Genomic DNA, 22,435 nt, shown 5'->3' with positions numbered 1-22,435 from the left:
TCCAGGACGTACCGCTGGTCAGCCGGCAGTACGGCAGTTGGGACAGATGCCCGCCAGCTCGACGGTGTGGTGGACCTCGCCGAAGCCGGATATCTCGGCGATGTGCTCGGCCCAGGCCTCGACGGCGATCGAGTCCACCGGCAGGCTGAGGCCGCACTCGCGGCAGATCAGGCAGTGCCGGTGATCGGGGCCGGGCCGGTAGCGGAACAGCCGCTCACCGTTGGCGTCTCGCACGACGTCGGCTCGGCCGACCTTCGCGAGGGCGGTCAGGGTGCGGTAGACGGTGCTCAGGCCCACCCGCGAGCCGGCCTGGACCAGTCTGGCGTACAGCAGTTGGGCGCTGACGAACTCCTCGGACTCGGCCAGCGCCTGGAGGACCTCGGCGCGGCGCGGGGTCGGCCGGCCGATCAGCTCGACGTCACCGGCTGCGGGACGAACGGGTGTGCCGTTGGCCCGACGGCGTTCGGCCAGCTCGGCGGCGTCGGCGAAGGCGGTCGGCTTCGTGTCGGTCATCCTCTCCCCCGTTTCCCCGCTTGGTCAGGCCGTCGCAGGGTGGGCGGCGCGGGCCGGGCGGACGAGGAAGGTGGCCGCGTACACGGCGGTGGCGACCGCCATGATCGCGAAGCTCGGCGGCAGCTTCGGCGCCGCCGCGCTGAGGAGCAGGCCGCCCCACATCTCCGCGACGGCGAGCGCGGCGGACAGCGCGAGCGCGCGGTACGGGCGGTCGGTGAGTCGGATCGCCGCGCCCGCCGGGGCGGCGAGCAGTCCCAGCAGCAGGAGCGAGCCGACGGCTTGGGTGGCCTCGCCGGCGCAGGCGCCGACCAGCGCGAGGAACATGAAGCCCAGCACCCGTACCGGCACTCCGCGGGCGGCAGCCACGGCCTCGTCCAGGGTGGCGAACAGCAGCGGCCGGGCGATCAGCAGCACGATCAGGCAGACCGCGCCCGCGACGGCGACCGCGACGGTGATCTGGTTGCCGTGCAGGCCGAAGATCGAGCCGAACAGCACGCTCGTTCCGGCGCCGCCCTGGGCGCCGCTGCGCGAGGTGGTGTAGACGGTGAGGAAGAACGCGCCCAGGCCGAGGATCCAGGCGAAGACGCTGCCGATCACCACGTCGTCCGCCCGGCCCCGGCGGCCGAGACCGCCGATGAGCAGGCCGACGCCGATGGTCGCGGCGAACAGCCCGAGGCGCAGGTCGTATCCGCCGGCCAGGGCGGCCATCGCGCCGGTGAACGCGACGTGGCTGAGCGCGTCACCGGTGAAGATCTGGGCGCGCAGCACCAGGAAGTAGCCCACCAGACCGCACGCCAGCGCGATGAACGTCCCGGCGAGCAGGGCGTGTTGGAAGAACGCCTGGCTGATGACCGTACTCATGCGGCACTCCCCATCTGTAGTGGCGCCCGACGGCCGGCGGCCTCGCGGGCGAAGCGGAACAGGTGGGCGAGGACGAAGGCGGCGAAGGCGAAGCCCGTCACGAAGAAGCCCAGCGGGTACGGCTGGTAGTACGCCGCGATCAGTCCCGCCCAGCACGCCGCCAGAGCGAGGAGCACCGACAGCAGCAGGCTCAGCCCCGGCCGGGCGGTGAGCTGCTGGGCGGTCGCGGCGGGGATCACCATCAGCGCGAACACCAGCAGCGTGCCGGTGATCTGGCTGGCCTCGGCCGTGGCCGCGCCCAGCAGGACCAGGAACAGCGTGCCCAGCAGCCGCACCGGCACGCCCCGCCCGGCCGCCACCTCCGGATCCACCGAGGCGAACAGCAACGGGCGCCCGATCACCGCCAGCACCGCCAGCACCACAGCGCCGACGACCGCCAGGGTCACCACCTGGCCGGTGGTGATGCCCAGGAAGTCGCCGAACAGCAGCGCCGTCGGCCCCTCCAGCAGGCCCTTGTACAGGCTGATGAAGAGGTAGCCGCAGGCCAGCGCGAACGCCTGGACCGTACCGGTGACGGCGGACTCCTCCGCGCCACCGTCCCGGCCCTCGCGCTGCATCGCTGCTATCACCAGAGCCGCGGCGACGCAGAATCCGAAGTAGCCGAGCGAGGTGGAGAAACCGGCCAGGACGGCCAGCGAGGCACCGGGGAAGGCCGCGACCGAGAGCGTGTGTCCGGCAAAGGTCTGCCGGCGCAGCACCATGAACCAGCCCACCACCGCACACACCACGGCCACGATCAGCCCGGCCCGAAAGGCGTTCACCATGTACAGGTAGGACCACATGTCCTGGAAGTCCGCGAGGAGTTTCCAGGAGAACACCGGCGAAGTCGCGTCGGAGGCCAGCGGAACGACATCAGTGATCATCCCGGCCTCCCCCGCCGTGCCGGTCGGTGTGGACGGCCGGGGCCTCCGGCTGCCCGACCACCACCAGTCGGCCGTCGCTCGTGCGCAGCACCTCGACGGGCGTGCGGTACAGCCGGGTCAGCGTCTCGGAGGTGATCACCTCGGCCGGGGTGCCGGCCACGGCGCCGCCCTCGGCGATGTAGACCACCCGGTCCAGGTGATGGAGTATCGGGTTGACGTCGTGCGCGACCATCACCACCGACACCCCCTCCTCATGACAGATCCGGCCCAACAGCCCGGCGATCGCGCCCTGGTTGGGCAGGTCCAGGCTGTCCAACGGCTCGTCCAGCAGCAGCACGCGCGGACGCCGAACCAGCGCCTGGGCGATCAGCAGCCGCTGCTGCTCACCGCCCGAGCACTGCCCTATCGGCCGGTGCGCGTACTTGGCTGCGCCGACCAACTCGATGACCTGCTCGACACGTTCACGCGCCGCCCGGCGCTTCGCCCGGCCCAGGCCCGGGACGGGGATCCCCCACTGATCCCCGTCCAGGCCCAGCCGCACCACATCCACCCCACGGATGCGGACGCTCGCGTCGAAGTTGCGGCGCTGCGGCAGGTAGCCCACCGCGGTGCTCCGCTCCCCGGGTGCCGCGCCGAGAACGCGGACCTCGCCGGCCGCCGCCGGGAGGATCCCCAGCAGGACCTTGACGAGGGTGGACTTGCCGACGCCGTTGGGGCCGAGGACGGCGGTGAACTCCCCGGCCCCCACGGTCAGATCGACACCCGACCACAGGGTCCGCCCGCCCACGCGCACGGCCGCACCGCGCAGCGACAGCACCGACTCCCCACCGGGCGCGTTGCGCTCCATCTCGGTACGGCCCATCTCGCTACGGACCCGTTCGATCGGGTGGATGCTCACTTGCCCGTCGCCTGCTTCAGCGCGTCCGCGATGCCCTGCAGCTCCTGCGTCTGCCAGTCCTGGAAGGTGGCACCCGCCGGGGCGAGGGTCTCGGTGACCTGGGCGACCGGGATGCCCTGCGCCTTCGCGGCGTTGACCTGGGCCACGACGTCGGGGTTGGAGTTCTGGGTGTTGTAGACGTAGATCTTGATCTGCTTGCCGGAGATCTGCTGGTCGATGGCGGCCTTGTCGGCGGCGGTCGGGTCCGTGCCCTCGCTCTCCGCGTCCAGGAACGTCTCGGGCGTCAGCATCTTCAGGCCCAGGCTCTCGGACATCGGGGTGACGATCGACTCGGACGCGCCGATCGGGGTATCCGCGTACTTCTCCTTGATGTCGGCTTCGAGCTGGTTGTACTTGGCCAGCGTCTGGGTGGTGAAGGTCTTCTTCTGGGTGTCGAAGTAGGCCGCGTCGGCCGGGTCTATCTTCTTGTAGTCGGCGGTGATCTGGTCGATCACCCTGGTGACGCTGTCCGCCGAGTACCACTGGTGCGGGTTGTCACCCTCCTTCTTGCCCAGCAGGTCACCGACCTTCAGCGTGGTGCGACCGGAGGCCGGGTTCGCGGACAGCAGCTTGTCCGACCAGGCGTCGTAGCCGATCCCGTTGCTGATCACGTAGTCCGCGCCCGCGACCGTGCGGCCGTCGGCGGCGGTCGGCTCGTACGAGTGCGGGTCGGTGTCCGGGTTGGTGATCACGCTCGTCACCTTCACGTGGTCCCCGCCCAGCTGGGTGGCGATCGAGCCCCAGAAGTTCTCCGCCGCGACGACCTGGATCACCTTCGAGCTCGCGGTGCCGCTCGACCCCGCGGACGTGCTCTTCGCCGGCGAGCTGGTGGAGCACGCGCTGGTCGCGACGAGGGCTGCGACCGCGGCCGCACCGAGCACGATTCTCGGAAGGCGGCGGGGCTTGCTGAACGGGACGACACGCATGGCGGATTGCTCCTCGAAACCTGCCGGATCCGCCGTCTGGGCGGGGTCCGGCTCCGTTGGACGGCATCACCATAGATGGAAACGGTTTTCATAACCAGCTACTTCGAGAGCGAGATGGAAATCATTACCAAAGGGCCAGCGAACCATCACCAGCGGCCGCCCTGGCCAGCTCGGCCCGATCGCCTCGACATCCGGGGTGACGTCACCGCTGCGGCCGAGACCCTCCGACGTGCTGCGGCTCCGGCGGACCTCTACGAGCAGTGCCTCACCGCGGTCCGGGACGGCGGCTGAGACGCCCCCGACCAGCGGGCTCGGCCCACTGCCGCCCGCCTCCGCCTGCCCGGGTCACCGCCGTGTCGTAGCGAGCGCGACGGTGACGGCCGCAACGAGCAGGAGCGCCGTGGTAGGGGCGATCCGGCGGTCTCCACGAGTCGAGTGCACGCCTCTCGCCCCGATCCGCGGCAGTACGGGCCCGGTAGCCGCGGCCAGGGTCAACCAGGGTGCGACGCTGGTCAACGGCCTCAGGAGCAGCCCGACGGCGCCCAGCGGGCCGGGTCGTTGGGGTGGGATTCCAAGGCGGTCACGGTGAGGGTCATCCACGGTCGCAGCGGGAGGGTGCCGAGCACCTTCTCGCGGAGCTCGTCCTCGTCTGCGGCCCGCCAGATGCCGATGCTGCGCAGCTCGCCGACCGGGCGCCACAGCCTCGCCAGGCGGCCGGCAGCGGCCAGTTCGCGGGCGCGGACGGCCTCGGCGGCGCGGCGGCGGTCGACCTCCTCCGCGGGGGTGCCTTCGGGCACGGTGGTGGTGATCTCGACCAGGAACTCGTTCAGGGCTTCGTGCGGGAACTGGATCATGTCAGGCTCCGTACAGGGGTGTTCGGTGAGTGGGCGGGGCGCTGCGGGGCGCTCCGCCGTGCGGTGTGCCGCCCTGTGTTCATCGTGCGTCCGTCACCGGACCGGGCGCCACGACCGGCGCCCTTCCTGCTGATGGGCGCAGCCTCCCAGCGCTCGTAGCATGTGGGGCGTGGAGCTGCGCCGACTGCGGTACTTCGTCACGGTCGCCGAGGAACTGAACTTCGGCCGGGCCGCCACGCGCCTGCTGATCGCCGACCCCTCGCTGTCGCAGCAGATCAAGGCGCTCGAACGCGACCTCGGGGTGCGGCTGTTCGACCGCGACCGGCGCTCGGTGGCGCTCACCCCGGCGGGGACCGCGCTGCCGCCCGCCGACCGGGGCGGGAATCCCCCGGCACCGCCACTCCCGGGGGGAATGCCCCGGGCCCGCCGGAGCCCGCCCGCCGCCGACCGGGAGGGGCGGGCGGTCATGGTCCGAGCCGCTCAGTAGGTGTGGAAGCCGTCGCTGAGCCGCGCCCCGGCGGGGAGCCCGATGCTGCCGCCGATGCCGCTGTCCCCGCTTCCGGGACCATGTGCCGTTCCGTGGACGGTGGCGGGATCGTTGCCAAGGACCTCCATGACGTCGATCTCGCCGTTGGCGGGCCACGGGTGCTGGTCGATGTCCGCACCCGTCATCCAGAACGCCGGCCACAGCCCCGACCCCGTGGGAACGCGGATCCGGGCCTCGAACCGCCCGTACGCGCGGGCGAACCGCTCCTTGGTGGTGATCCTGCCGGAAGTGATGTCACAGGTTCCCGCCTCGCACGGCGCCATCCCCGGCAGGCTCTCCCTCCGGGCGGTGATCGCGAGGTTGCCGGATCCGTCGAGCGACACGTTCTCGCGCCGGTCGGTGTAGTACTGCCACTCCTCGTTGCCCCACTGCGGCTCGCCGCCGCGGTCGAAGCCCCACTTGCCCGGGTCTGGCGCGGCGCCGGCCGCACCGTCGAACTCGTCCGACCACGCCAGTTGCCAGGACGGGGAGGAAGGAGGCGGGGACGGGCTCGCGGGCAGCTCACAGCCTGTCAGCGCCAGCACCAAGGCGACTCCCAGCCCGGCCGCGACCCGTGTCCCGCGCCCCACGCCCCTCACGGCCTCGCTCTCGGGGATCAGGACGTGCCGCATGTCTGGCGGAGGTGTCCCACACTGCCTGCGGGCACGAGCTTCTTGTCCCGCCGCACGATGCTGATCCTGTCTCCCCAGCCTCGGCACGCGGTCTTCATGCCGGAGTCGGTGTACTCGATCACGATCACATGGTCGCCGAACGCGGCGGTGTAGTCGCCGCACTCGTTGTACTGGCCACACTCCTCCGCCACCGCGAAGTCGGCGCCGACCTCCTTGCGGGCCGGGGCGAGCTCCGGGGTGTTCTTCTGACCGACGGCCAAGCCCTTCTCGTGCGCGTGCGCCGCGAGCAGGGACAGGAACGCCTTGGCGTCGTCCGCGGTCAGCAGCCCGTCCGGCGCCCGGGTGTACGTGTCGTAGTTGTCGGCTTCGACGGCCTGGTACCCCTTGGCCGCGCACTCGTCGATCCAGGTGTTCAGCTTCTGCCCGATCCGCTTGCGCTTGGCTTCGGTGTGGATGTCCAGCATCGCCTCCCCCCATTCCTTGTCCATGACGACCTTCCCGGCCTGGTCACGGAGCAGCAGGTCGGCCTCCCACTCCTTCTCCGCACCGGGCTGGGCCTGGAAGCCGTTGAGGTAGCAGATGTTGTAGCTGCCCTGCGCGGGCGGCGCCGTGTGGTCACGGGCGAGGACGGTCACACCCGGCGCGGGGGTGGAGGGACCACCGAGCTGGTAGTCGATGCCCGCGTGCACCGGGGGAAGCGTCACCTGGGACGGTCGCCCGCCGGGTTCGCCCGAAGGCGCGCCGGTCGCGGCCGGTGTCCCCTGGGACGATGAGGGCGCCTCCTCGGAACTCCCGCCGCCCGAACAGGCGGTGGTGAGAAACGAGGCGATGACGGTTGATGCCGTCAGGGCCACGACCGAGCGCCGGGAGAGAACCCTGCTCACATGCACGATCAATGCTCCAGTTCATGCGGGAAACCGTCCCTGCCCCGGTCGCCGCGACCGACACCGGGCCACGGCCCGGACGAGTGGACGGCTCTACTGTGTCCGACGCCGGATGAGCGGAGCATGAGGCGCCGGAACGGTGTCGTCGGCGCCCGGCCGGCCCTCGCGGTTCAGCTGCTCGTCCGCTCCGGCAGGCACAGCTCGGCCACGGCCCCGCCGCCGGAAGCCTGCGACAAACGGGCGGTGCCACCGTGGAGTTCGGCCACCCAGCGCACGATGGCCAGTCCCGTGCCGGTACCGGTGCTCCCCGCTCCGGCGACCCTGCGCTCGAAGACCCGCTCGCCCTCCCCCGCGGGCACGCCGGGGCCGTGGTCGCGCACCGCGACCCGGCCGGCGGTGACGGTGACCTCGACCGGAGTGCCGCCGCCGTGGCGGAGGGCGTTCTCGACGAGGTTGCGGACCGCCTGGGCCAGCAGTTCGGGATCCCCCTCGACGACGACCGCCTCGGCGCTGACCGTCACCCCGGCCGGGTCCGGCAGCTCCTGCACGGTTTGCTCGACGAGTTGGTCCAGGCGCAGTGGGGTGCGTTCGATCTCCTGGGTGCCCGCCTCGGCCCTGGCCCGGGCCAGCAGTCCGGTGACCAGGCGCCCCAGCCGGTCGACCAGCCGGACCGCCTCGTTCAGGGCGGCCGGCGCCCCGCCCTCGGCGGTGGTTCCGTGCTCCACGACCAGACGCAGGGTGGCCAGCGGTGTGCGCAGTTCGTGCGCGGCCTCGGCGAGGAACTGCTCCTGCTGTTCGAGTCCGCGCAGGGCGGGTCGCATGGCGCGCCCGGTCAGCAGGTGGCCTACTGCGGCCGCCACCAGCACGAGCGCGGCGCAGCCGGCGGCCAGCCACTCGACCAGCCGCGCGTGGTCCGCCTCGCCGCGCGCGGGGTCTGCCCCGACCAGGACGGCGGAGCCGAGGATCTTGCCGTCCCAGACCGGGGCCACGGCCCAGCGGTACGAACGGCCGTCGGCCGTGGGGGCGGTGACCACCACGGTCTCCTGCTCCTGCTGGACCGTCCGCCAGAGCTCCTCCAGCCGGGTCTGCTCCGGCAGGGCGGTTCGCGCGGGCTGGGCGTGGCGCAGCTGCGGAGCCGCGCCCGGGGCGGCCTGGATCACGCCGAGGGCCATGGCGTGATCGGCGAGGCTGTCGTCGTAGATGCCGTCGAGGCGCAGTACTCCGCTGTCGTCGTAGTAGAGGACGCGCGCCAGGCCGTCGGCGCCGTGGCTCACCGTGTCGTCCAGGCCGCGGGCACGGGACTGGCTGTCGGTGTGGACGGCGATGGCGGCGAGCACCACCAGGCAGGCCGCGGTCGTGGCGGCGAAGAGCAGGGTCATCGCCCACCGGACGCGGTGCAGGCGTGCGACGGCGGGCGTACGCCCGGTCACGGGCGATCGGCCGGATCGGCGAGGCGGTATCCGGCGCCGCGGACCGTCTCGATGAGTTCGGGCGGGCCGAGTCGGCGGCGCAGCTGGCCGATGAGGACGTCCACGACGTTGGACAGCGGCTCGGTGTGCTCGTCCCAGCAGCGCTCGATGAGCTCGCTGCGGGTGACCACCTCGCCGGCCCGCAGCATCAGCACCTCCAGGACCGCGAACTCCTTCGCGGTCAGGGTGAGCAGCACACCGGCGCGGCGCACCCGGCGGCGGGGGAAGTCGAGGTCCAGCTCGCCGACCCGCAGCTCGGGCAGCCGCGCGGGCTGGTCCCGGCGGCACAGCGCCCGCACCCGGGCGTTGAGCTCGGCGAACGCGAACGGCTTGACGAGGTAGTCGTCGGCGCCGTGCTCGAAGCCGGCCACCCGGTCGGCGACGGCGTCCAGCGCGGTGAGCAGGAGCACCGGAAGGCTGGAGCCCGCCCTGCGCAGGGCAGCGACCAGCGTGAGCGCGTCCCCGTCCGGCAGGGAGCGGTCGGCCACCACGCAGTCGTAGCCGTTGACGGCCAGTTTGAGGTCGGCCTCGGCCAGATCACCGGCCAGGTCGACGGCGAACCCCGCCTCCCGCAGCCCCCGCACGACCACCGGGGCCAGGTCCGCATCGTCTTCGATCACCAGTACGCGCACGACAGGTGAGCCTACCGGGCCGAGATCGGCCTCACGCTCGGCCGGGCGGGCCGCACCCGTGAGGCGAGCCCGGACCAACCACGCCGTCCCAGCTGCCGCTGCGACGGCGGCCGCCCTCCTCGTCGCACTCCACCAGGGTGGGATGCGCCCGGTCACGGCACGATCGTGTCGGTCGTAGGACAGTGGCCTGCGTACGGGATGCTCCTCGGGCTCCCACCGGGCAGCCCCGGGGACGGGGGCTGCCCGGTTCCAGCGGACACGGACGAACGTGCGGGCTGGGCGGCACGCGGACGCGTGCGCGGTGCGTCCGGTGTACGACGTACTGCGAGGTACTACGAGGCCGTCTCGGGTGAAACGGACACTACCTGAACCGCGTTCAGGCCCAGATGCCGGGTTCGACCGCGTTCAGGGCCACCCGTACCGCGCCCGGGGCGAGCCACTCGGCGTCCAGCGGAACGGCAACGACCCCGGGGAGCGGCCTGCGCGGCTTCGACGGGACCGCTGTCGCCGGAGTGGGCGCGGTGCTCAACTGCCGTTGTTCTGAACGAAGGTCCAGGTGACGTTGATGACGCCGAGGTTGGGGTCGGCGAGTTGCTGGAAGGCGGGGGCGCTGAGGTCGATGTGGGCGGGGTCGCAGGTGGGGCACTTGTCGGCGACGGGAACGGTGATGGTGGTGCCGTTGTAGGTCACCTGCACCGAGACGCCCTGGCAGAGCGGGTCGCTGTTCGGGTTGGCCGCGGTCCAGTAGGCGGCGGGAACGGCGACCAGCAGGTCTGTGGAGGCGTTGATGGGGGTGCCGCAGGCTCCGTTGCCGGCGTCGTTGTAGTAGGTCGCGGTGCCGTCGACCGGCTGGTCGACGGGGACGTCGGCGGTGGCGGGACCGGCGGTGAGGAGGGTGAGTGATCCGGCGGCGAGCAGGCTGCCGGCCCACAGACGTATGCGGTTCGATCGGGGCATGGTCTTCCTTCATGGTGAGTTCGGGAGTGGTGGTTGCGTCGGTGGGCCTGCGGCTGGGGCCGTCCGGTGGCTCGGCCCGGTCGGCGCGGGACCCGTGGTCGCGAGGGTGACGAGGGTGAAGTGCGCCTGCTGGCCGGTCGGGTGACCTCGGGGATCAGGCGAGGGTGTAGCTGGAGCCGAAGGCGGTGACGGTGAGCGGGCCGTCGAGGTTGTGGTTGCCGCTCCGGGCGATCCGGCGCAAGCACTCGACCCGGTCGACCGACTTCGACCACTCGTCCTTGGTGGCGGAGTTGGCGGGGTTCAGCAGGTCGTCGATCCGGACGTCGAAGAACGCGTCCAGCCATGCCGCCTCGCCCACGGCGGCCGGCGCGCCGACCTTGTCGTCGGTCCGGCTGATGAGCGCGGGCAGTGCGTCGTACGCGCTGCCGTTGCCGTGCTGGATCGAGGCGTCGTACAGCTCGGCGCGGGCCAGCGCGGTGCTGAGGCCGAGCTGGCCGGCGTCGGCCATGGCGGGGGCGAAGTACCGCTGGGCGACCTGCTCGTCCTGCACCTGGCGGAATACCGCGTCGTTTGCCGCCTGTTGCCAGGCGGCGAGGTAGTCGGCCTCGGGCAGGCCCGAGGTGTCGGCACTGCCGGCGGCGGCCAGTCGCTGGAGTTCGGGGATGAACCGGGCGAGCGGGTTGTCCGGCACCAGACCGGTGTAGGCCTGGATCACCTGGAGCGCGTCGCCGTCGCTCGTGGTGAAGCCGGCCCGGCCCGCCGTCACGCCCCGGCCGTCGCCGAGGTCCTGCGCATAGCCGTACTGGATCTCGGTCGTGCTGTTCTCGAAGATGCTGATCAGCTGGTCGGCCCGGCGGTGCTGATCATCCGTCATGCCGCCGTCAGCGGAGGCGCGCTGTGCCACGGCGGCCGCGGGGGGACGGCCGGCGAGCGCGGCCGAACCGGCGAGGACCACCGAGGCGGCGACGACCGCGCTGAGGCACTGTACGCGGATACGGCGCATGATGCGCTCCGATCGGGAGTGTTCGTGGAGTGGGCCGGGCGCGGCGCACGTGGAGAAGGACAGGAATGGCCGGGGCCCAGCTACTCTCGGCCCCCTCGGGCCCCGCGCGGTGCGCGAGGCCCGAGGACACGGATCCGCCCGGGCGCTACGGGACCTGTGGGTGGCCGGAAGCGGGCGGTCAGCGAACGGCCGGAACGTCGTCGGTGAAGTTGTTGTTGGCCAGGTCGCTGAGGATCTGGTCCATCGCCGCGACGCTCTGGCTGCGGTCGTTCTCCTGCGAGCCGTCGTGCATGAGGATCACGCCGCCGCCGCTGAACTGCCGCTTGTAGTTCTGGAAGATGGTGTCGACACCCGGGGTGCGCCAGTCCTCGGTGTCCACCGACCAGCCGATCGGCTGCATGCCCTGCTGGGCGGCGTACTGGGTCGCATCGGCGGTCCAGGCGCCCTCCGGCGCGCGGAAGTAGTCGATGTTGGCGCCCGGGACCGCCGCGTGGATGGCGTCGGAGGCGGCCTGGATGTCGGCCCGCTGCTGGTCCGGGCTCTGGGTGGTCAGGTTGATGTGGTGCATGGTGTGGTTGCACAGACGGTGGCCCTCGGCGGCTATCCGCTGGACCAGGTCCGGGTAGGCCGCGGCGTGGTCGCCGATCATGCAGAAGGTCGCGTGCACGCCGTGCGCCTTGAGCACGTCGAGCACCTGGGGCGTCCAGGTCGGGCTCGGGCCGTCGTCGATCGTGAGGGCGAAGGACTGGCTGCCCGCGCCGGTCGCCGTCTCGGTGACCACGTCGGGCGTGGCCGCCGAGGCGGCGGTGGGTATGGCCAGCAGCACCACGCCGACGGTGGCGGCGGTGCACAGTCGCTTCAGGGAGGTGCCGATACGCATCGAGGTTCTCCTCATTACTGGTTGACGGTTCGTCTGATGGTTGTCCATCGCCTGTCGCGGGCACGGGGCCCGGCCGATCCGCCGGGTTCGGGGCGGGGCGCGGGCCGTTGCCTCTGGTCGCTTACGCTAGGCCGGGCGGCACCGCGCGGGCTTGTACGCCAGCGCCAGGCCCGGCAGAACATCAGCGCCACCACACGCCGAGGCGGACTGACGGCGAATCACGGAGCTCAGGCGGACGAGTTGTTCTCCGTGCCCCGGTCCTGGCCGCCGGCCGCGCGGGCGAACTCACCGGGTGTCCGGCCGTACTGACGCTTGAAGGCTCGGATGAAATGGCTGCTGTCGGCGAAGTGCCAGCGGGCGGCGATCTCCGAGACGCTCGACTGGCTTGCCGGATCGGTCAGTTGGTGTTGTGCCTGTTCGAGCCGGCTGCGCCGGACGTACGCGGCGATGCCGTCCCCGGTTTCCGCGAAGGCCCGGTGCAGGGTCCGTACGGAAACGTTGAGCTCACGGGCCAGCATCGACGGGGAGAGCTCCGGGTCCGCGAGTCGCCGGTCTGCCAACTCCTTCGCCGCCTGCGCCAGTACGAGGGCCAGTTTGGGCTCGGTGCTGTCGGCCCGCCCTCTCAGCACTCCCTTGGCCAACTCGACCAGAGTGTCATGTGCGGCCTGCGCGCCGACCGGTGTGAGACCCGCGAAGGTCTCGGCGACCAGGCTCATGTGGGCCAGGAGGAGGCGCGCCTCGGGCAATGCCGCCGAGCCGGTGACCGGTCGCTCGCGGATCAGCGGCCCCAGCACGGACGCCGGCGCGATCAGCACCTTCGCCGACATGCGCCGCGTCTCCTCGAACGTCGGCGGGCCGTTTCGTCGGAGGATGAAGCGCCCCGCCCGCACGACGACCTCGCCGTGACGCCTGCTGGAACTCCGTGGCCGGTGGCGGACCACGTGCATCAGCACCCGATCGTCGCGATCACCGGGGATGCCGCCGTTGGTGCCGGGGAGCGATTCGCCGCGGACATCGGCGAGCAGCAGGTCGTGAACCTCGACGGCGCGCACGCTGATCCGGAAGTCGCCCACTACCCCGGGCGTGACGGCGGGTGCGGGATACGCCTCGCCCACCCGTGCTTCCCAGCTGCCGCGGACGAGGTCGAAACCGAGCTGCGCGCCGCCTGGCTCCGTGGTGTCTAAGGCACCGGACGGGCACACCGCCGTTTCCGTTGGCCGCGTCACGAGCACTGCCGGTAAACGTACTTCGAGTCGCCGGGGGCGGTGAGGTCGCGATCGCGCCGAACCACGGACATCGTCGACCTCCAGCCGTCGCACGCCTTGGCGAAGGAGGTTTCGCCGTACTCGATGTCCAGGACCCGGCCGCCGTACGCCGAAGCGTACTGACCGCACTCCCCGGTGGCGCCGCACTGCTCGGACACGGCGAAGTCGAAGCCGATCTCCTGACGGCGGTCGAGGAGTTCCGCGGTGTTCTTCTGACCGATCGCCAGGCCGTCGGCGTGGGAGCGCTGGGCGAGGAGTGTCGCGAAGGCGACGGCGTGCGACGGGTCGAGCAAGCCGCTCGATCGTCCGTACGAGTCGAGGTTGTCGGGCTCGACCGCTTGGAATCCCTTGCCGGCACAGCCGTCGATCCAGCCGTACTCGATCTCCGCGAGCTCGGCGCGCTTGCCGTCGGTGGAGATGTCCAGCAGCGGCTCGTTCCACTCCTTGTCGATGACCAATCCGCCGTCGGCATCGCGCAGCAGAAGGTCGGGGTGATTGCTCTGCCACCAGCCTTCGGCGCCGGGCTGGGACTGGAACGCGTTGATGTAGCAGACGTTGTAGAGCCCGGGCTGGGGGCTCGCGCCGCTGTCCCGGGAGACCACGCGGACGCCATCGGGGGCCGGATAGGCCTTTCCGATCTGGTAGTCGAACGTCGCGCCCGCCGAAGGCGGGTCCACCTGCTTCTGGCCGGGATCCGAATCGGAGATCGAACCGGCGGTCGAGGCAGCCGCCACCGCGGAGGCGCGAGCCATCGGACGCGGGCTGTCGTCGTTCGCCGCGAGGGCGCGCGGTGCGCCCCCCGCGATGAGGGACAACATCGTCACCGCTGCGATGGCCGTGACTGTCACACTGCTCGTTGCTCGTGGTGAGCGCATCATCGACTCCTCCGGTCCTTCGGATGGTGAATACGTGGCGGCCGCTTCCCTGCCGGGTGGTGCCGAGCACGATTTCACTGTCACCGATGCCGGATGAGCGGAGGATGAGACCCGGGCAAAGGTGGCGGCGCCTCACCGGCCGTCGCGGTTCAGCCGTCCGTGCGCTGCGGCAGCAGCGGCGGGAGCGAGCGCGTCTGCGACCCGGTCGCCCGGGTCGCCGCGGCGGCGCCGGAGCCCGTGACGGTGGTGTCGAGGGAGATCGTCCAGGAGGTCGGCGCGGGGTCTTGCACGTGTCCGTCGACGGGCGCGCTCCCGGTGGGGCCGACGTCGTCGTACGGGAAGGCGTAGCCGATGGACGCGTACTGGTGGACGAGCCGGGCGTAGTGGTTGGTGATCGCATCCGTGTAGTACTGCGAGGCCGTAACGCCGTCGGGCTGGTTCTCGCCTCCGGCGAGTAGCAGGGTGCTTCGGTTCAGCGCGGCGCCCAGGCGGGCGGCCACGGCGGAGCGGGCGTCGCCACCGGAGTTGTACAGCGGTCCGCCGTTGCAGCTGAAGATGTCGGCGGCGCTCGGCATCGTGAAGGCCACGCCATTGTCCTCCAGGCCTGAGAAGGTCAGAACGCCTCCCGAGACCGTTGCGGTGAACGTGCCGAGGGACCGGGTGTTGATCGTCAGTGGTGTGCTTGCGAAGCGGCTCCACACCTGGTCGAGGTAGGGGGTCCAGTACCCGCCGAAGTCGGCGGTGGAGTGCATGGGGGACATGACCCGGAGCACCGCGCCGCTGCTGCCGGTGGCTACGAGGGTGTCCCAGGGTGCGCCGTCGCTCGCGTGCTGGGCGATGAGCCCGGAAGCGATGGAGGTCAGGGCGCCGGCGGGGAGCGGGCTGACGGTCTGCAGACCGGCGCTGCCGGTCGTCTGCAGGGAGATGGGGGAGGCGACGAGGTCGACGTAGCTGATGTTGGCGTAGAGGTTCGCGCTGTCGTAGGTGAACTCGCAGAAGGTCCAGTCGGTCAGCCAGTTGGGGTCGGAGCTGGTGAACCCGGGCTGGACCAGGTCGGGCGCCCCGCTACCGCTCGGCGGATTGACGAAGAACTGGATCTTCTGATCGACCGAGAACCAGACGCGGCCGCCGATCACGTATTCGGCCAGGGTAAGCGTGGTGGAACTGCCGGATGGGCCCAGCGCGATGGAGTGGTCAGGCGCGGGTGTGAGGGGCGATGAAGGACTCGGCAGCCGGTTGAAGACTCCGTCCGGTCCAACGAAGCCGGGCCACCCACCGGCGTCCGTACCGGAGATGTAGGCGTAGACGGCGGCGTTGGAAGCGGAGTTGTTCCGCAGCGTGATCGGCAGGGGCACGGCGGCAGCGGTCGGCGAGGCGAGCCCGGACAGCCAGGCCGGGGTGGTGAGCGCGGCTGCGGAGGCGGCGAGGAAGGTGCGTCGTGAGAGCATGAGTCACTCCAGGGGGATGACCGGGCCGGCAAGGCCGTTCGTTCGGGTCCTGTAGGGCGCCTTCAGTCGCGTCCTCGCCGCCCTGGTCGTCGAGATGAGCGGGCGTCAGTGGATGACGGCCGTGCACTGGCCGTCCGCGAACATCGGGGTGGTGTCCACGGGCAGGCCCGGGTCCGGGCTGACGAGGATGTCGGCGGAGGATCGGGTGACGTACTTCTCGCAGTCGGCGAGGGCGGGTTCGGGCTGCGGGGCGGCCGGACCCATCCACAGGTCGACGTGGTGGACACCGTTCTGCCAGTCCGCAGTGCACTCCACGCAGCCGTCCTCCATGATGAAGTACTTCTGCAGGTGGGGGACGTAGATGATGGTGCCGGGAGGGTACTCGTTGGGATCGGTGGCGAAGGTGGCCGGGTCGTCGTAACTGCCGCTGCCCTCGGTTGCCTGGGTGTGGATCTGCGGGTATGAGATCCGCGCGGTGCCGGAGTTGCCGTTGCCGTCGTCGTTGTCGTTGTAGCCGTAGGCGGTGACGGCGGTTGTCTGGGCGGCGGCGGCGTGGGCCGGCGCGGTGAGCAGCAACAGGCTTCCGGCAAGGGCGCCGGCGGCGATGAGCCGGGGGATGCGCACGGGGAGTCCTCTCGTTCGTAAGGATGTGGGGCGGGGTCCGGTTCACCCGGGCCCTGCCCGTGTTGTCGCGGGTATGGGGCCTGGCCGATCCATCGGGTTCGCGACGGGACGCGGGCCGTTGCTTCTGGTCGCTCACGCTAGGTCGGACGGCACCGCGCGGGCTTGTACGGCAGTGCCAGGCGGGCGGAACATCAGCGCCACGGCACAGCGGGCTCATCTCATGGCGGCTCATGACCCGGACGAGAGCGGGTGGTTTCGGCGGACGTCAGCCCCGCGCCGCACCGCCGGCGCCAATGGACGGGAACGGAATCGGCAGGGCGGCCTGGCGGTGAACGGCCTCACTGCTCGCGTCCTGGCCGCCGGCCTGACGGGCGAACTCACCGGGTGTCTGGCCGTACTGACGCTTGAAGGCCCTGATGAAGTGGCTGCTGTCGGCGAAGTGCCATTGGGCGGCGATCTCCGAGACGCTGGACTGGCCTGTCAGCTCGGCCAGTTGGCTTCGGGCCTGTTCGAGCCGGCGGCGACGGACGTAGGCGGCGACGCTTTCGCCGGCCGCCGCGAAGGCCCGGTGCAGGGTCCGTAAGGAAACGTTGAGTTCGCTGGCCAGCATCGACGGCGAAAGCTCCGCGTCGGCTACTCGCCGGTCCACCAGTTCCTTCGCTGCCTGGGCCAGTACGAGGGCCGGCTGAGGCTCGGTGCTGTCGGCCTGGCCCCTCAGCAGCCCCTTGACCAATTCGATCAGAGCATCGTGCGCGGCCCGTGCACCGCCCGGTGTGAGACCCGCGAAGGCCTCACTGACCAGGCTCATGTGGGCCAGGAGCAGGCGCGCCTCAGCCGATGCCACCGAGCCGGTGACCAGTCGGTCGCGGATCAGCGGCCCCAGCACGGACGCCGGCATGATCAGCACCTTCGCCGACATGCGCCCGGCCTCCTCCGAGGCCGGCAAGCCGCCGCGCTGGAGCATGAGGTTTCCCGCCCGCCCGACGACCTCACTGGCCCGAGACCTGCTGAAGCTCCGTAAGCGGGGCCGGACCACGTGCATCAGCACCCGATCGTCGTGGTCGCCGGGGGTGCCGCGGTTGGTGCCGGTGATCGACGCGCCGCGAACATCGGCGATCACCAGGTCGTGAACCTTGACGGCGCGCACGCTGATCCGGAAGTCGCCCGCGGCGCCGGGCGCGAAGGCGGGTGCGGGATACTCCTCGTCCACCTGTGCTTCCCAGCTGCCGCGGAAGAGGTCGAACCCGAGCTGCGCGCCGCCTGATTCCAGGACCTCGAAGGCGAACGTCCCGTCGGAGCCGCGCTTCTTCGTCACCGTCAGGGCTCCTCGTCGTTGAGGTGGCACTGATGTTCCATCAGTGCCACGCTTCGGTCCGAACATGGGGCGGTGCACTCTTCCTCGTCTGCGTGAGGGAACTCGCCGGGTCCACAGCCGGGCTCCCGACGGGTCAGGCAGGCCCGGACCGTCAAGGCGGGGGGCCTTGCTCATGGCCTGGAGCCTGGCGATCCGCCGGACAGTGCGATGCTGCCACCGAATGGGCACTGTGCCCGCCCCAGGGCAACCGGCTGCTCGCCGCGTCACCGAACGGGACCTTGTCGCTGGCGCGTTCGCCAGGAAGGTGCACACAGCGGGCACGGTAGCTGCGTCACGCGCACTTCCGGTAGACGCACTTTCGAGTCGCCGGGGGCGGTGAGGTCGCGATCGCACCAGCCCACGGACATCGACGACTTCCAGCCGTCGCACGCCTTGGCGACCCTGACGAAGGAGGCGTCGCCGTACTCGATGTCCAGGACCCGGCCGCCGTACGCCGATGCGTACCGATCGCACTCCCCGGTGGCGCCGCACTTCTCGGACACGACGAAGTCGAAGCCGGGCTCGGGGATGAGGCCAACTTCCGCTGCTCCCAGGTGGATTCGATCCGTCCGAGCAGGTTGGGTCCACCCGTCCCGGTCAGGGCGTGTTCGGGGCTGCGAGCGCGTCGAGGAATCCGTCGATGGCGGCGAAGGTCGCGGCCGGCTGCTCACGGATGGGCAGGTGGCCCCCGCCGGGGATGGGCACGAAGCGTGCGTCGGGGAAGGCGGCGGCGTAGGTGCGGCCATAGTCGGGGCTGACGACCGTGTCGTCCTCGCCCCACACGACCAGCACGGGCCGGCCTGCGTCCTTGAGGCGGCCGAGCAGGCCCTCGTCCTGCATCGTGGGCCCCGTGTACGTGCGCAGCGCCGCCAGGCCGGCGGGCGAGGAGATTCGGCGCGGTGCCTCGCTCTCGCTGTCACCGGTGGGCCGCACTGCCGCGTTGCCGCTGGGTCCGGTCGGTGGGCCGGGGACGGACAGCGGGTGGCCGGGCACGGCAGGGCCGATGGCGTTCATGAGGACGAGCCGGTCGAGGTGTCGGCCGGTGTCGCGCAGGGCCATCTCGGCGGCGATCCAGCCGCCGAAGGAACTGCCGACGACGGCCGTCGGATGTGCGTCGAGCTGGCGGATCAGTGCCAGGTACGCCTCGGCGAGGTCGCCCACGGTGGTGAGCTCGGGGACGCGGCGGGTGTCGTCCCAGCCCGGGTGGACGGGAAGCAGGACGCGGTGGCGGTTGGCGAGGTGCTCGGCGAGTGGGGTGAGGCTGTCGGGGCCGGGTCCGCCGTGCAGGAGCAGGACGGGGGCGCCGTGCCCGCTCTCGCGTACGGCCAGGGTGACACCGGGGCGCAGGAGCACCTGCCGGCCGGTCGGGGTCGGGGTGGTCATGTGGTGAGCTCCTCGCTGGTCGGGCGGTTCACGCGGACTGTTCCTGGCGGGAGGCGAACTGCTCGACGAGGCCCTGGGGCGCGTCGGCGGCGAAGCACAGGGCGAGGTTGGCGGCGGAGTCGGCGGCGGCGGCCTCGGCGCGGGGGAACATCGCCTGCTCGTAGCGGACGAGCGCGGTCTCGGTGTCGCCGGGGTGGTCGAGGATCGCCCGGGCGAGTCCGGCGGCGTCCTGCATGGCGTTGTTGGCGCCCTCGCCGGCGAACGGGGACATGACGTGGGCGGCATCGCCCAGCAGCGTGACGCCGGGCACGTGCTCCCAGCGGTGACCGACGGGCAGGGCGACGATCGGCCGCGGCACGAGCGGGCCGTCGGCGTCGGCGACCAGCGCCCGCAGACTGGGATGCCAGTCGGCGAACTGCTCCAGCACCGCGCTCTTCGCCGCGTCGGGGGTGGTGAAGTCGATGCCCTCCAGCCAATCGGGCGACATCCTGACGGCGGTGTAGACGTGGAGGCTGCCGTCCCACTCACGGTGGGCGAGGAAGCCCTGGCCGCCACCGAGCGCGAAGAGCATGCCGCCGCCGACGACGGCGGCCGCCTGCGGGTGACGGGTGTCGGCGTCGAGCAGGTCGCCCTCGACGACGGACACCCCCGTGTAGGCGGGCACCGCGCTGGACACCAGCGGGCGGACCTTCGACCAGGCACCGTCGGCACCCACCAGCAGGTCGGTGGTGAACACGGTGCCGTCGGCGAGCGCCACCTCGTGGCGGCCGTCCGCGAGCGTGCGGGTCGCGGTGGCCTTCGCGCCCCAGCGGACCATGCCGTCGGGCAGGGAGTCGAGGAGCAGGTCACGCAGTCGGCCGCGGTCGACCTCGGGTCGGGTGTGCGAGGAGGCGTCGTCGCTCTCCTCGAAGCGGACGGTGGCGTGCCGGTCCAGGACCCGCATGGCCTCCCCGCCGGGCATCACGAGCCGAAGGAAGTCCTCGTGCAGTCCGGCCGCGCGCAAGGCGACCTGGCCGGAGTCCTCGTGGATGTCGAGCATGCCGCCCTGGGTGCGGGCGTGCCGGTCGGCGTCCAGGTCGAAGACGGCCGCCTCGACTCCGGCGGTGTACAGGACGCGGGCGAGGGTGAGGCCGCCGAGGCCTGCGCCGACGATGGCTATGGAGTGGTGCGTCGTGGTGGTCAAGGTGGTACCTCGATTCGACGGGATTCGACGACCAGGAACGGGATGACCCGGTGCCGGGATGACCCGGTGCGGTGCCGGCTGCGATCAGTCCGGCTGCCGGGGGGTGGCCTGCACACCGTTGACAACCGCGCGGAAGATCCAGGCCAGGCGCTGCTCAGGCGCTCCGGAGACCAGGTCGGCACCCAGGGCCGCGATCCGCGGGTACGTCTCAGCGCTGACCTGTCGCAGCGCGTCCACCAGCGCGTCGTGCTCGTCCTCGGCGGCGATGTCGCGGTCCCGCACGGACTGCTCGGCGGCGGTGGCGGTGGCCACCTGGAGCAGGACGTCCACACCCCAGGCGGCCTGTGCGTCGGGAATCCCGCCCTCGTGCAGGAGCGCGAGGAGCGCCTCGACCAGCCCCAGGTAGTTCGGCCCGGAGGGCCGGGCCACCAGTGCCGAGTGCGCGAGGCCGGGGTACTCGAACAGCACCCGGGTGTAGGAGCCGAGGACCGCCGCGAGCCGGTCGCGCCAGTCGCCGGCCGCACTGACCGGACCGAGGTCGACCGCGCCGAGCAGCTCTTCCAGGATCGCCGCGTGGAGCTCCGCGGTATTGGCCACGTACACGTACAGCGAGGCCGGACCGGTATCGAGCTCCTGGGCCAGGCGCCGCATCGTGACCCGCTGCAGCCCCTCGGCCCGCATCACGCCGACGGCGGTGGCGACGATTCCCTCATAGCTCAGGGCGGGCTTGGCGGGCCGCTCACGGCGACTGCGCGGTGCGGGGTTCCGGGAGTTCATGCCGCCCACAGTAACGAACATGTTCGTCACGAACAAGCTCGCCACGAACATGTTCGTCAGATCCCACGAGGCTTCCGGCCACTGATCGCTCTGCGCCGACGAGTGATGCCGGCGCAGAGCGATCAGTGGCGCAGTGACGTGGTGGACAGCGGTTCATGAAGAACCTGCCCTGTTCCTTGATCGCACGGACCTGGTTGAGCAGGTCGTGCATGAAGGACGGGCAGGCCACCGCCCTGAAGGCCACACCCGATGCGGCGATCAGGTCGCACATCGCCAGGGACGAGGTCACCAGGCCGGCGTTGCCGGCCAGCGGCGTTCCGCGCCCGAGCGCGGTGATGGCAAGGCGGCGGCGTTCGTCGACGACGACTTCGAGGGCTTCGGAGTATTCGTCGTCGCCGCCGGGGTAGTCGAACAGGCCTCGACGTTCCTCCTCGCGCAGGTCGCGCATGGCCTGGGTGACGTGGTTGAGCTGCTCGGTGTGGTCCTCGCCGGGGATGAACCTGCGCACCGTCATCGCCAGCCCGGACAAGCGCTCCACCAGGGCCGCGATCGCAGCGGTGACCCGCTCACCCTTGACGGACTGACCCTTGCAAGGTCGGTGGGGACGGCGACCTCGGTGGCCCACGGAGCCCGGAGCCAGATGCCTCGTCGGATCGGCGGGACCCGACCCCGGGACGCTCGGCCCGCGCGGGTTCAGGCCGCCTGCAGCGTGAGCACTCCGCGCTGTACCAGCTGGGCGCAGAGCGCCAGGCACTGTTCCCGGAGCGTTTCCGGCGGCGGGACCGGCTGGAACTCCCGGGCCACCCGCTCGATCACCTCGGTCAGGGTGCGCTCCGGGGAGCAGGCCCTGAGGAAGGCTGCAACAGCCGGGTTCACCTCGTCCTGGTGAACGCTGCCCTCGGGTGTGGCCTGCAGCAGCAGAAGCATCGTGCGCCGCTGCGCTCGGGGCGGCGCCTCGCCGCGCTCGAAGCAGTCGCCGATCTCCTCCAGGTCGTGGTCCAGGGCCAGCAGACTGGTGGCGGGGGTGAGCCGGGGCCGTACCCGATGGAGCTCCTCCCGCGAGAACGTCGGCGCCGCCGGCAGGGCGCCGGCGGGCGGGCCGCCAGGGAAGAAACGGATCCGAAGGACCGCCACCTCGTAGCTCAGCACGTCGGCCAGCCACGCCGGTCCGTTGAGGTCGGACCCCAGCTTCGTGCGGAGGAAGCCGGCGAATGCCAAGGCCTCGTCCTGCTTCTTCGGCCGGCGGGGCGGGCAGCACGTGTTGTACTCCGGCGCCAGCTCCCACAGGCGCTGCCCGAGGGCCCAGCTGACCAGCGGGAGCGCATCGGTGACCTTCGTCATGCGGTTGACCAGGAGCAGGTGGGAGTACATCGAGGTGCGCGGCTGGTCCAGTTCGCTCAGCCGATCCCTCAGTTCGCGGTCGGCCCACGGGAGTGGGTCCGGTTGCTCGGCCAGCACGGCCTGTCGGGCCCGGGGGTCGGTCAGGAAGCGCGCCAGTGCCTGCTGACGCTGAAGTTCACTCATGTGCT

Annotated in this window: 25 protein-coding genes and 1 pseudogene; 2 read left to right on the top strand and 24 right to left on the bottom strand. The window is 71.5% G+C overall.

The features are described from left to right. Positions 1-18: 18 nt before the first annotated feature. The 6 genes from O1G21_RS33840 to O1G21_RS33815 all read right to left on the bottom strand — a co-directional run bounded on the left by O1G21_RS33840 (position 19) and on the right by O1G21_RS33815 (position 4,990). Positions 19-513: a Fur family transcriptional regulator gene (locus O1G21_RS33840; protein ID WP_270149080.1), complete on the bottom strand. Its 495-nt coding sequence runs from the start codon at positions 511-513 to the stop codon at positions 19-21. A gap of 24 nt (positions 514-537) precedes the next feature. Further along, positions 538-1,374, bottom strand: a complete 837-nt coding sequence (locus O1G21_RS33835; protein ID WP_270149079.1) for a metal ABC transporter permease — start codon at positions 1,372-1,374, stop codon at positions 538-540. After that, entirely contained in the window at positions 1,371-2,297 is a 927-nt protein-coding gene (locus O1G21_RS33830) for a metal ABC transporter permease (protein ID WP_270149078.1), read from the bottom strand. Before O1G21_RS33830 ends, O1G21_RS33835 begins: the two co-directional genes overlap by 4 nt. Continuing rightward, positions 2,287-3,195, bottom strand: a complete 909-nt coding sequence (locus O1G21_RS33825) for a metal ABC transporter ATP-binding protein (RefSeq protein ID WP_270149077.1) — start codon at positions 3,193-3,195, stop codon at positions 2,287-2,289. Before O1G21_RS33825 ends, O1G21_RS33830 begins: the two co-directional genes overlap by 11 nt. Beyond that, positions 3,192-4,160, bottom strand: coding sequence for a metal ABC transporter solute-binding protein, Zn/Mn family (locus O1G21_RS33820; RefSeq protein WP_270149076.1), 969 nt, complete (start codon positions 4,158-4,160; stop codon positions 3,192-3,194). Before O1G21_RS33820 ends, O1G21_RS33825 begins: the two co-directional genes overlap by 4 nt. Positions 4,161-4,681: 521 nt before the next feature. Next, positions 4,682-4,990: a muconolactone Delta-isomerase family protein gene (locus O1G21_RS33815; RefSeq protein WP_270151398.1), complete on the bottom strand. Its 309-nt coding sequence runs from the start codon at positions 4,988-4,990 to the stop codon at positions 4,682-4,684. Positions 4,991-5,174: 184 nt separating this feature from the next. Between O1G21_RS33815 and O1G21_RS33810 the strand changes: the two are divergent. After that, positions 5,175-5,390: pseudogene (locus tag O1G21_RS33810) on the top strand (LysR family transcriptional regulator); the annotation flags it as partial. A 104-nt stretch (positions 5,391-5,494) separates the two neighbouring features. Here the strand turns inward: O1G21_RS33810 and O1G21_RS33805 are convergent. From O1G21_RS33805 to O1G21_RS33765, 9 genes are all read right to left on the bottom strand, one after another. After that, positions 5,495-6,085 carry a glycoside hydrolase family 16 protein gene (locus O1G21_RS33805; RefSeq protein ID WP_270149073.1) on the bottom strand — a complete coding sequence of 197 codons (591 nt, stop codon included), beginning with the start codon at positions 6,083-6,085 and terminating at the stop codon, positions 5,495-5,497. A gap of 71 nt (positions 6,086-6,156) precedes the next feature. Beyond that, positions 6,157-7,056, bottom strand: coding sequence for an endo alpha-1,4 polygalactosaminidase (locus tag O1G21_RS33800; RefSeq protein WP_270151397.1), 900 nt, complete (start codon positions 7,054-7,056; stop codon positions 6,157-6,159). Between the two features lie 170 nt (positions 7,057-7,226). Continuing rightward, entirely contained in the window at positions 7,227-8,486 is a 1,260-nt protein-coding gene (locus tag O1G21_RS33795; RefSeq protein WP_270149071.1) for a sensor histidine kinase, read from the bottom strand. Beyond that, entirely contained in the window at positions 8,483-9,157 is a 675-nt protein-coding gene (locus O1G21_RS33790; protein ID WP_270149069.1) for a winged helix-turn-helix domain-containing protein, read from the bottom strand. The genes O1G21_RS33795 and O1G21_RS33790 overlap by 4 nt, the downstream gene beginning before the upstream one ends. Before the next feature lie 525 nt (positions 9,158-9,682). Then, positions 9,683-10,114, bottom strand: a complete 432-nt coding sequence (locus tag O1G21_RS33785) for a cysteine/serine endopeptidase inhibitor (RefSeq protein WP_270149067.1) — start codon at positions 10,112-10,114, stop codon at positions 9,683-9,685. 154 nt (positions 10,115-10,268) lie between these two features. Then, positions 10,269-11,117: a chitosanase gene (locus O1G21_RS33780; protein WP_270149065.1), complete on the bottom strand. Its 849-nt coding sequence runs from the start codon at positions 11,115-11,117 to the stop codon at positions 10,269-10,271. 178 nt (positions 11,118-11,295) lie between these two features. Next, positions 11,296-11,997 carry a polysaccharide deacetylase family protein gene (locus tag O1G21_RS33775; protein ID WP_270149063.1) on the bottom strand — a complete coding sequence of 234 codons (702 nt, stop codon included), beginning with the start codon at positions 11,995-11,997 and terminating at the stop codon, positions 11,296-11,298. Between the two features lie 227 nt (positions 11,998-12,224). Beyond that, a complete protein-coding gene (locus tag O1G21_RS33770) occupies positions 12,225-13,229 on the bottom strand; it encodes a helix-turn-helix domain-containing protein (RefSeq protein ID WP_270149061.1) in 1,005 nt (334 codons plus the stop codon). Next, positions 13,220-14,014 (bottom strand): endo alpha-1,4 polygalactosaminidase, encoded by a 795-nt coding sequence (locus O1G21_RS33765; protein WP_270149060.1) that lies wholly within the window; start codon positions 14,012-14,014, stop codon positions 13,220-13,222. Before O1G21_RS33765 ends, O1G21_RS33770 begins: the two co-directional genes overlap by 10 nt. Before the next feature lie 52 nt (positions 14,015-14,066). On the opposite strand from O1G21_RS33765, the gene O1G21_RS33760 reads away from it, so the two are divergent. Beyond that, complete coding sequence (locus tag O1G21_RS33760; RefSeq protein WP_270149057.1) at positions 14,067-14,234, top strand: hypothetical protein; 168 nt, start codon at positions 14,067-14,069, stop codon at positions 14,232-14,234. Positions 14,235-14,286: 52 nt separating this feature from the next. On the opposite strand, the gene O1G21_RS33755 is transcribed toward O1G21_RS33760, so the two are convergent. The 9 genes from O1G21_RS33755 to O1G21_RS33720 form a co-directional block, all read right to left on the bottom strand. After that, complete coding sequence (locus tag O1G21_RS33755; RefSeq protein ID WP_333493522.1) at positions 14,287-15,585, bottom strand: beta-1,3-glucanase family protein; 1,299 nt, start codon at positions 15,583-15,585, stop codon at positions 14,287-14,289. Positions 15,586-15,690: 105 nt separating this feature from the next. After that, positions 15,691-16,209 carry a hypothetical protein gene (locus tag O1G21_RS33750; RefSeq protein ID WP_270149055.1) on the bottom strand — a complete coding sequence of 173 codons (519 nt, stop codon included), beginning with the start codon at positions 16,207-16,209 and terminating at the stop codon, positions 15,691-15,693. Between the two features lie 265 nt (positions 16,210-16,474). Beyond that, entirely contained in the window at positions 16,475-17,524 is a 1,050-nt protein-coding gene (locus O1G21_RS33745; RefSeq protein WP_270149053.1) for a helix-turn-helix domain-containing protein, read from the bottom strand. 263 nt (positions 17,525-17,787) lie between these two features. Then, positions 17,788-18,234 carry an endo alpha-1,4 polygalactosaminidase gene (locus tag O1G21_RS41500; RefSeq protein WP_333493521.1) on the bottom strand — a complete coding sequence of 149 codons (447 nt, stop codon included), beginning with the start codon at positions 18,232-18,234 and terminating at the stop codon, positions 17,788-17,790. After that, on the bottom strand, positions 18,161-18,946 hold the full coding sequence (locus O1G21_RS33740) for an alpha/beta fold hydrolase (RefSeq protein WP_270149051.1): 786 nt from the start codon (positions 18,944-18,946) through the stop codon (positions 18,161-18,163). Before O1G21_RS33740 ends, O1G21_RS41500 begins: the two co-directional genes overlap by 74 nt. A gap of 28 nt (positions 18,947-18,974) precedes the next feature. Continuing rightward, positions 18,975-20,129 (bottom strand): FAD-dependent oxidoreductase, encoded by a 1,155-nt coding sequence (locus tag O1G21_RS33735; protein WP_270149049.1) that lies wholly within the window; start codon positions 20,127-20,129, stop codon positions 18,975-18,977. Positions 20,130-20,213: 84 nt separating this feature from the next. Further along, on the bottom strand, positions 20,214-20,906 hold the full coding sequence (locus O1G21_RS33730; protein WP_270149047.1) for a TetR/AcrR family transcriptional regulator: 693 nt from the start codon (positions 20,904-20,906) through the stop codon (positions 20,214-20,216). Next, positions 20,869-21,444: a hypothetical protein gene (locus O1G21_RS33725; protein ID WP_270149046.1), complete on the bottom strand. Its 576-nt coding sequence runs from the start codon at positions 21,442-21,444 to the stop codon at positions 20,869-20,871. The genes O1G21_RS33730 and O1G21_RS33725 overlap by 38 nt, the downstream gene beginning before the upstream one ends. 155 nt (positions 21,445-21,599) lie before the next feature. Beyond that, positions 21,600-22,430, bottom strand: a complete 831-nt coding sequence (locus tag O1G21_RS33720; RefSeq protein WP_270149045.1) for a PqqD family protein — start codon at positions 22,428-22,430, stop codon at positions 21,600-21,602. Positions 22,431-22,435 lie beyond the last annotated feature (5 nt).

Source organism: Kitasatospora cathayae, from assembly GCF_027627435.1.
Classification (GTDB): domain Bacteria; phylum Actinomycetota; class Actinomycetes; order Streptomycetales; family Streptomycetaceae; genus Kitasatospora; species Kitasatospora cathayae.
Note: the sequence above shows the minus strand (reverse complement) of the source record. Positions and strands in the feature narration are given on the sequence as shown.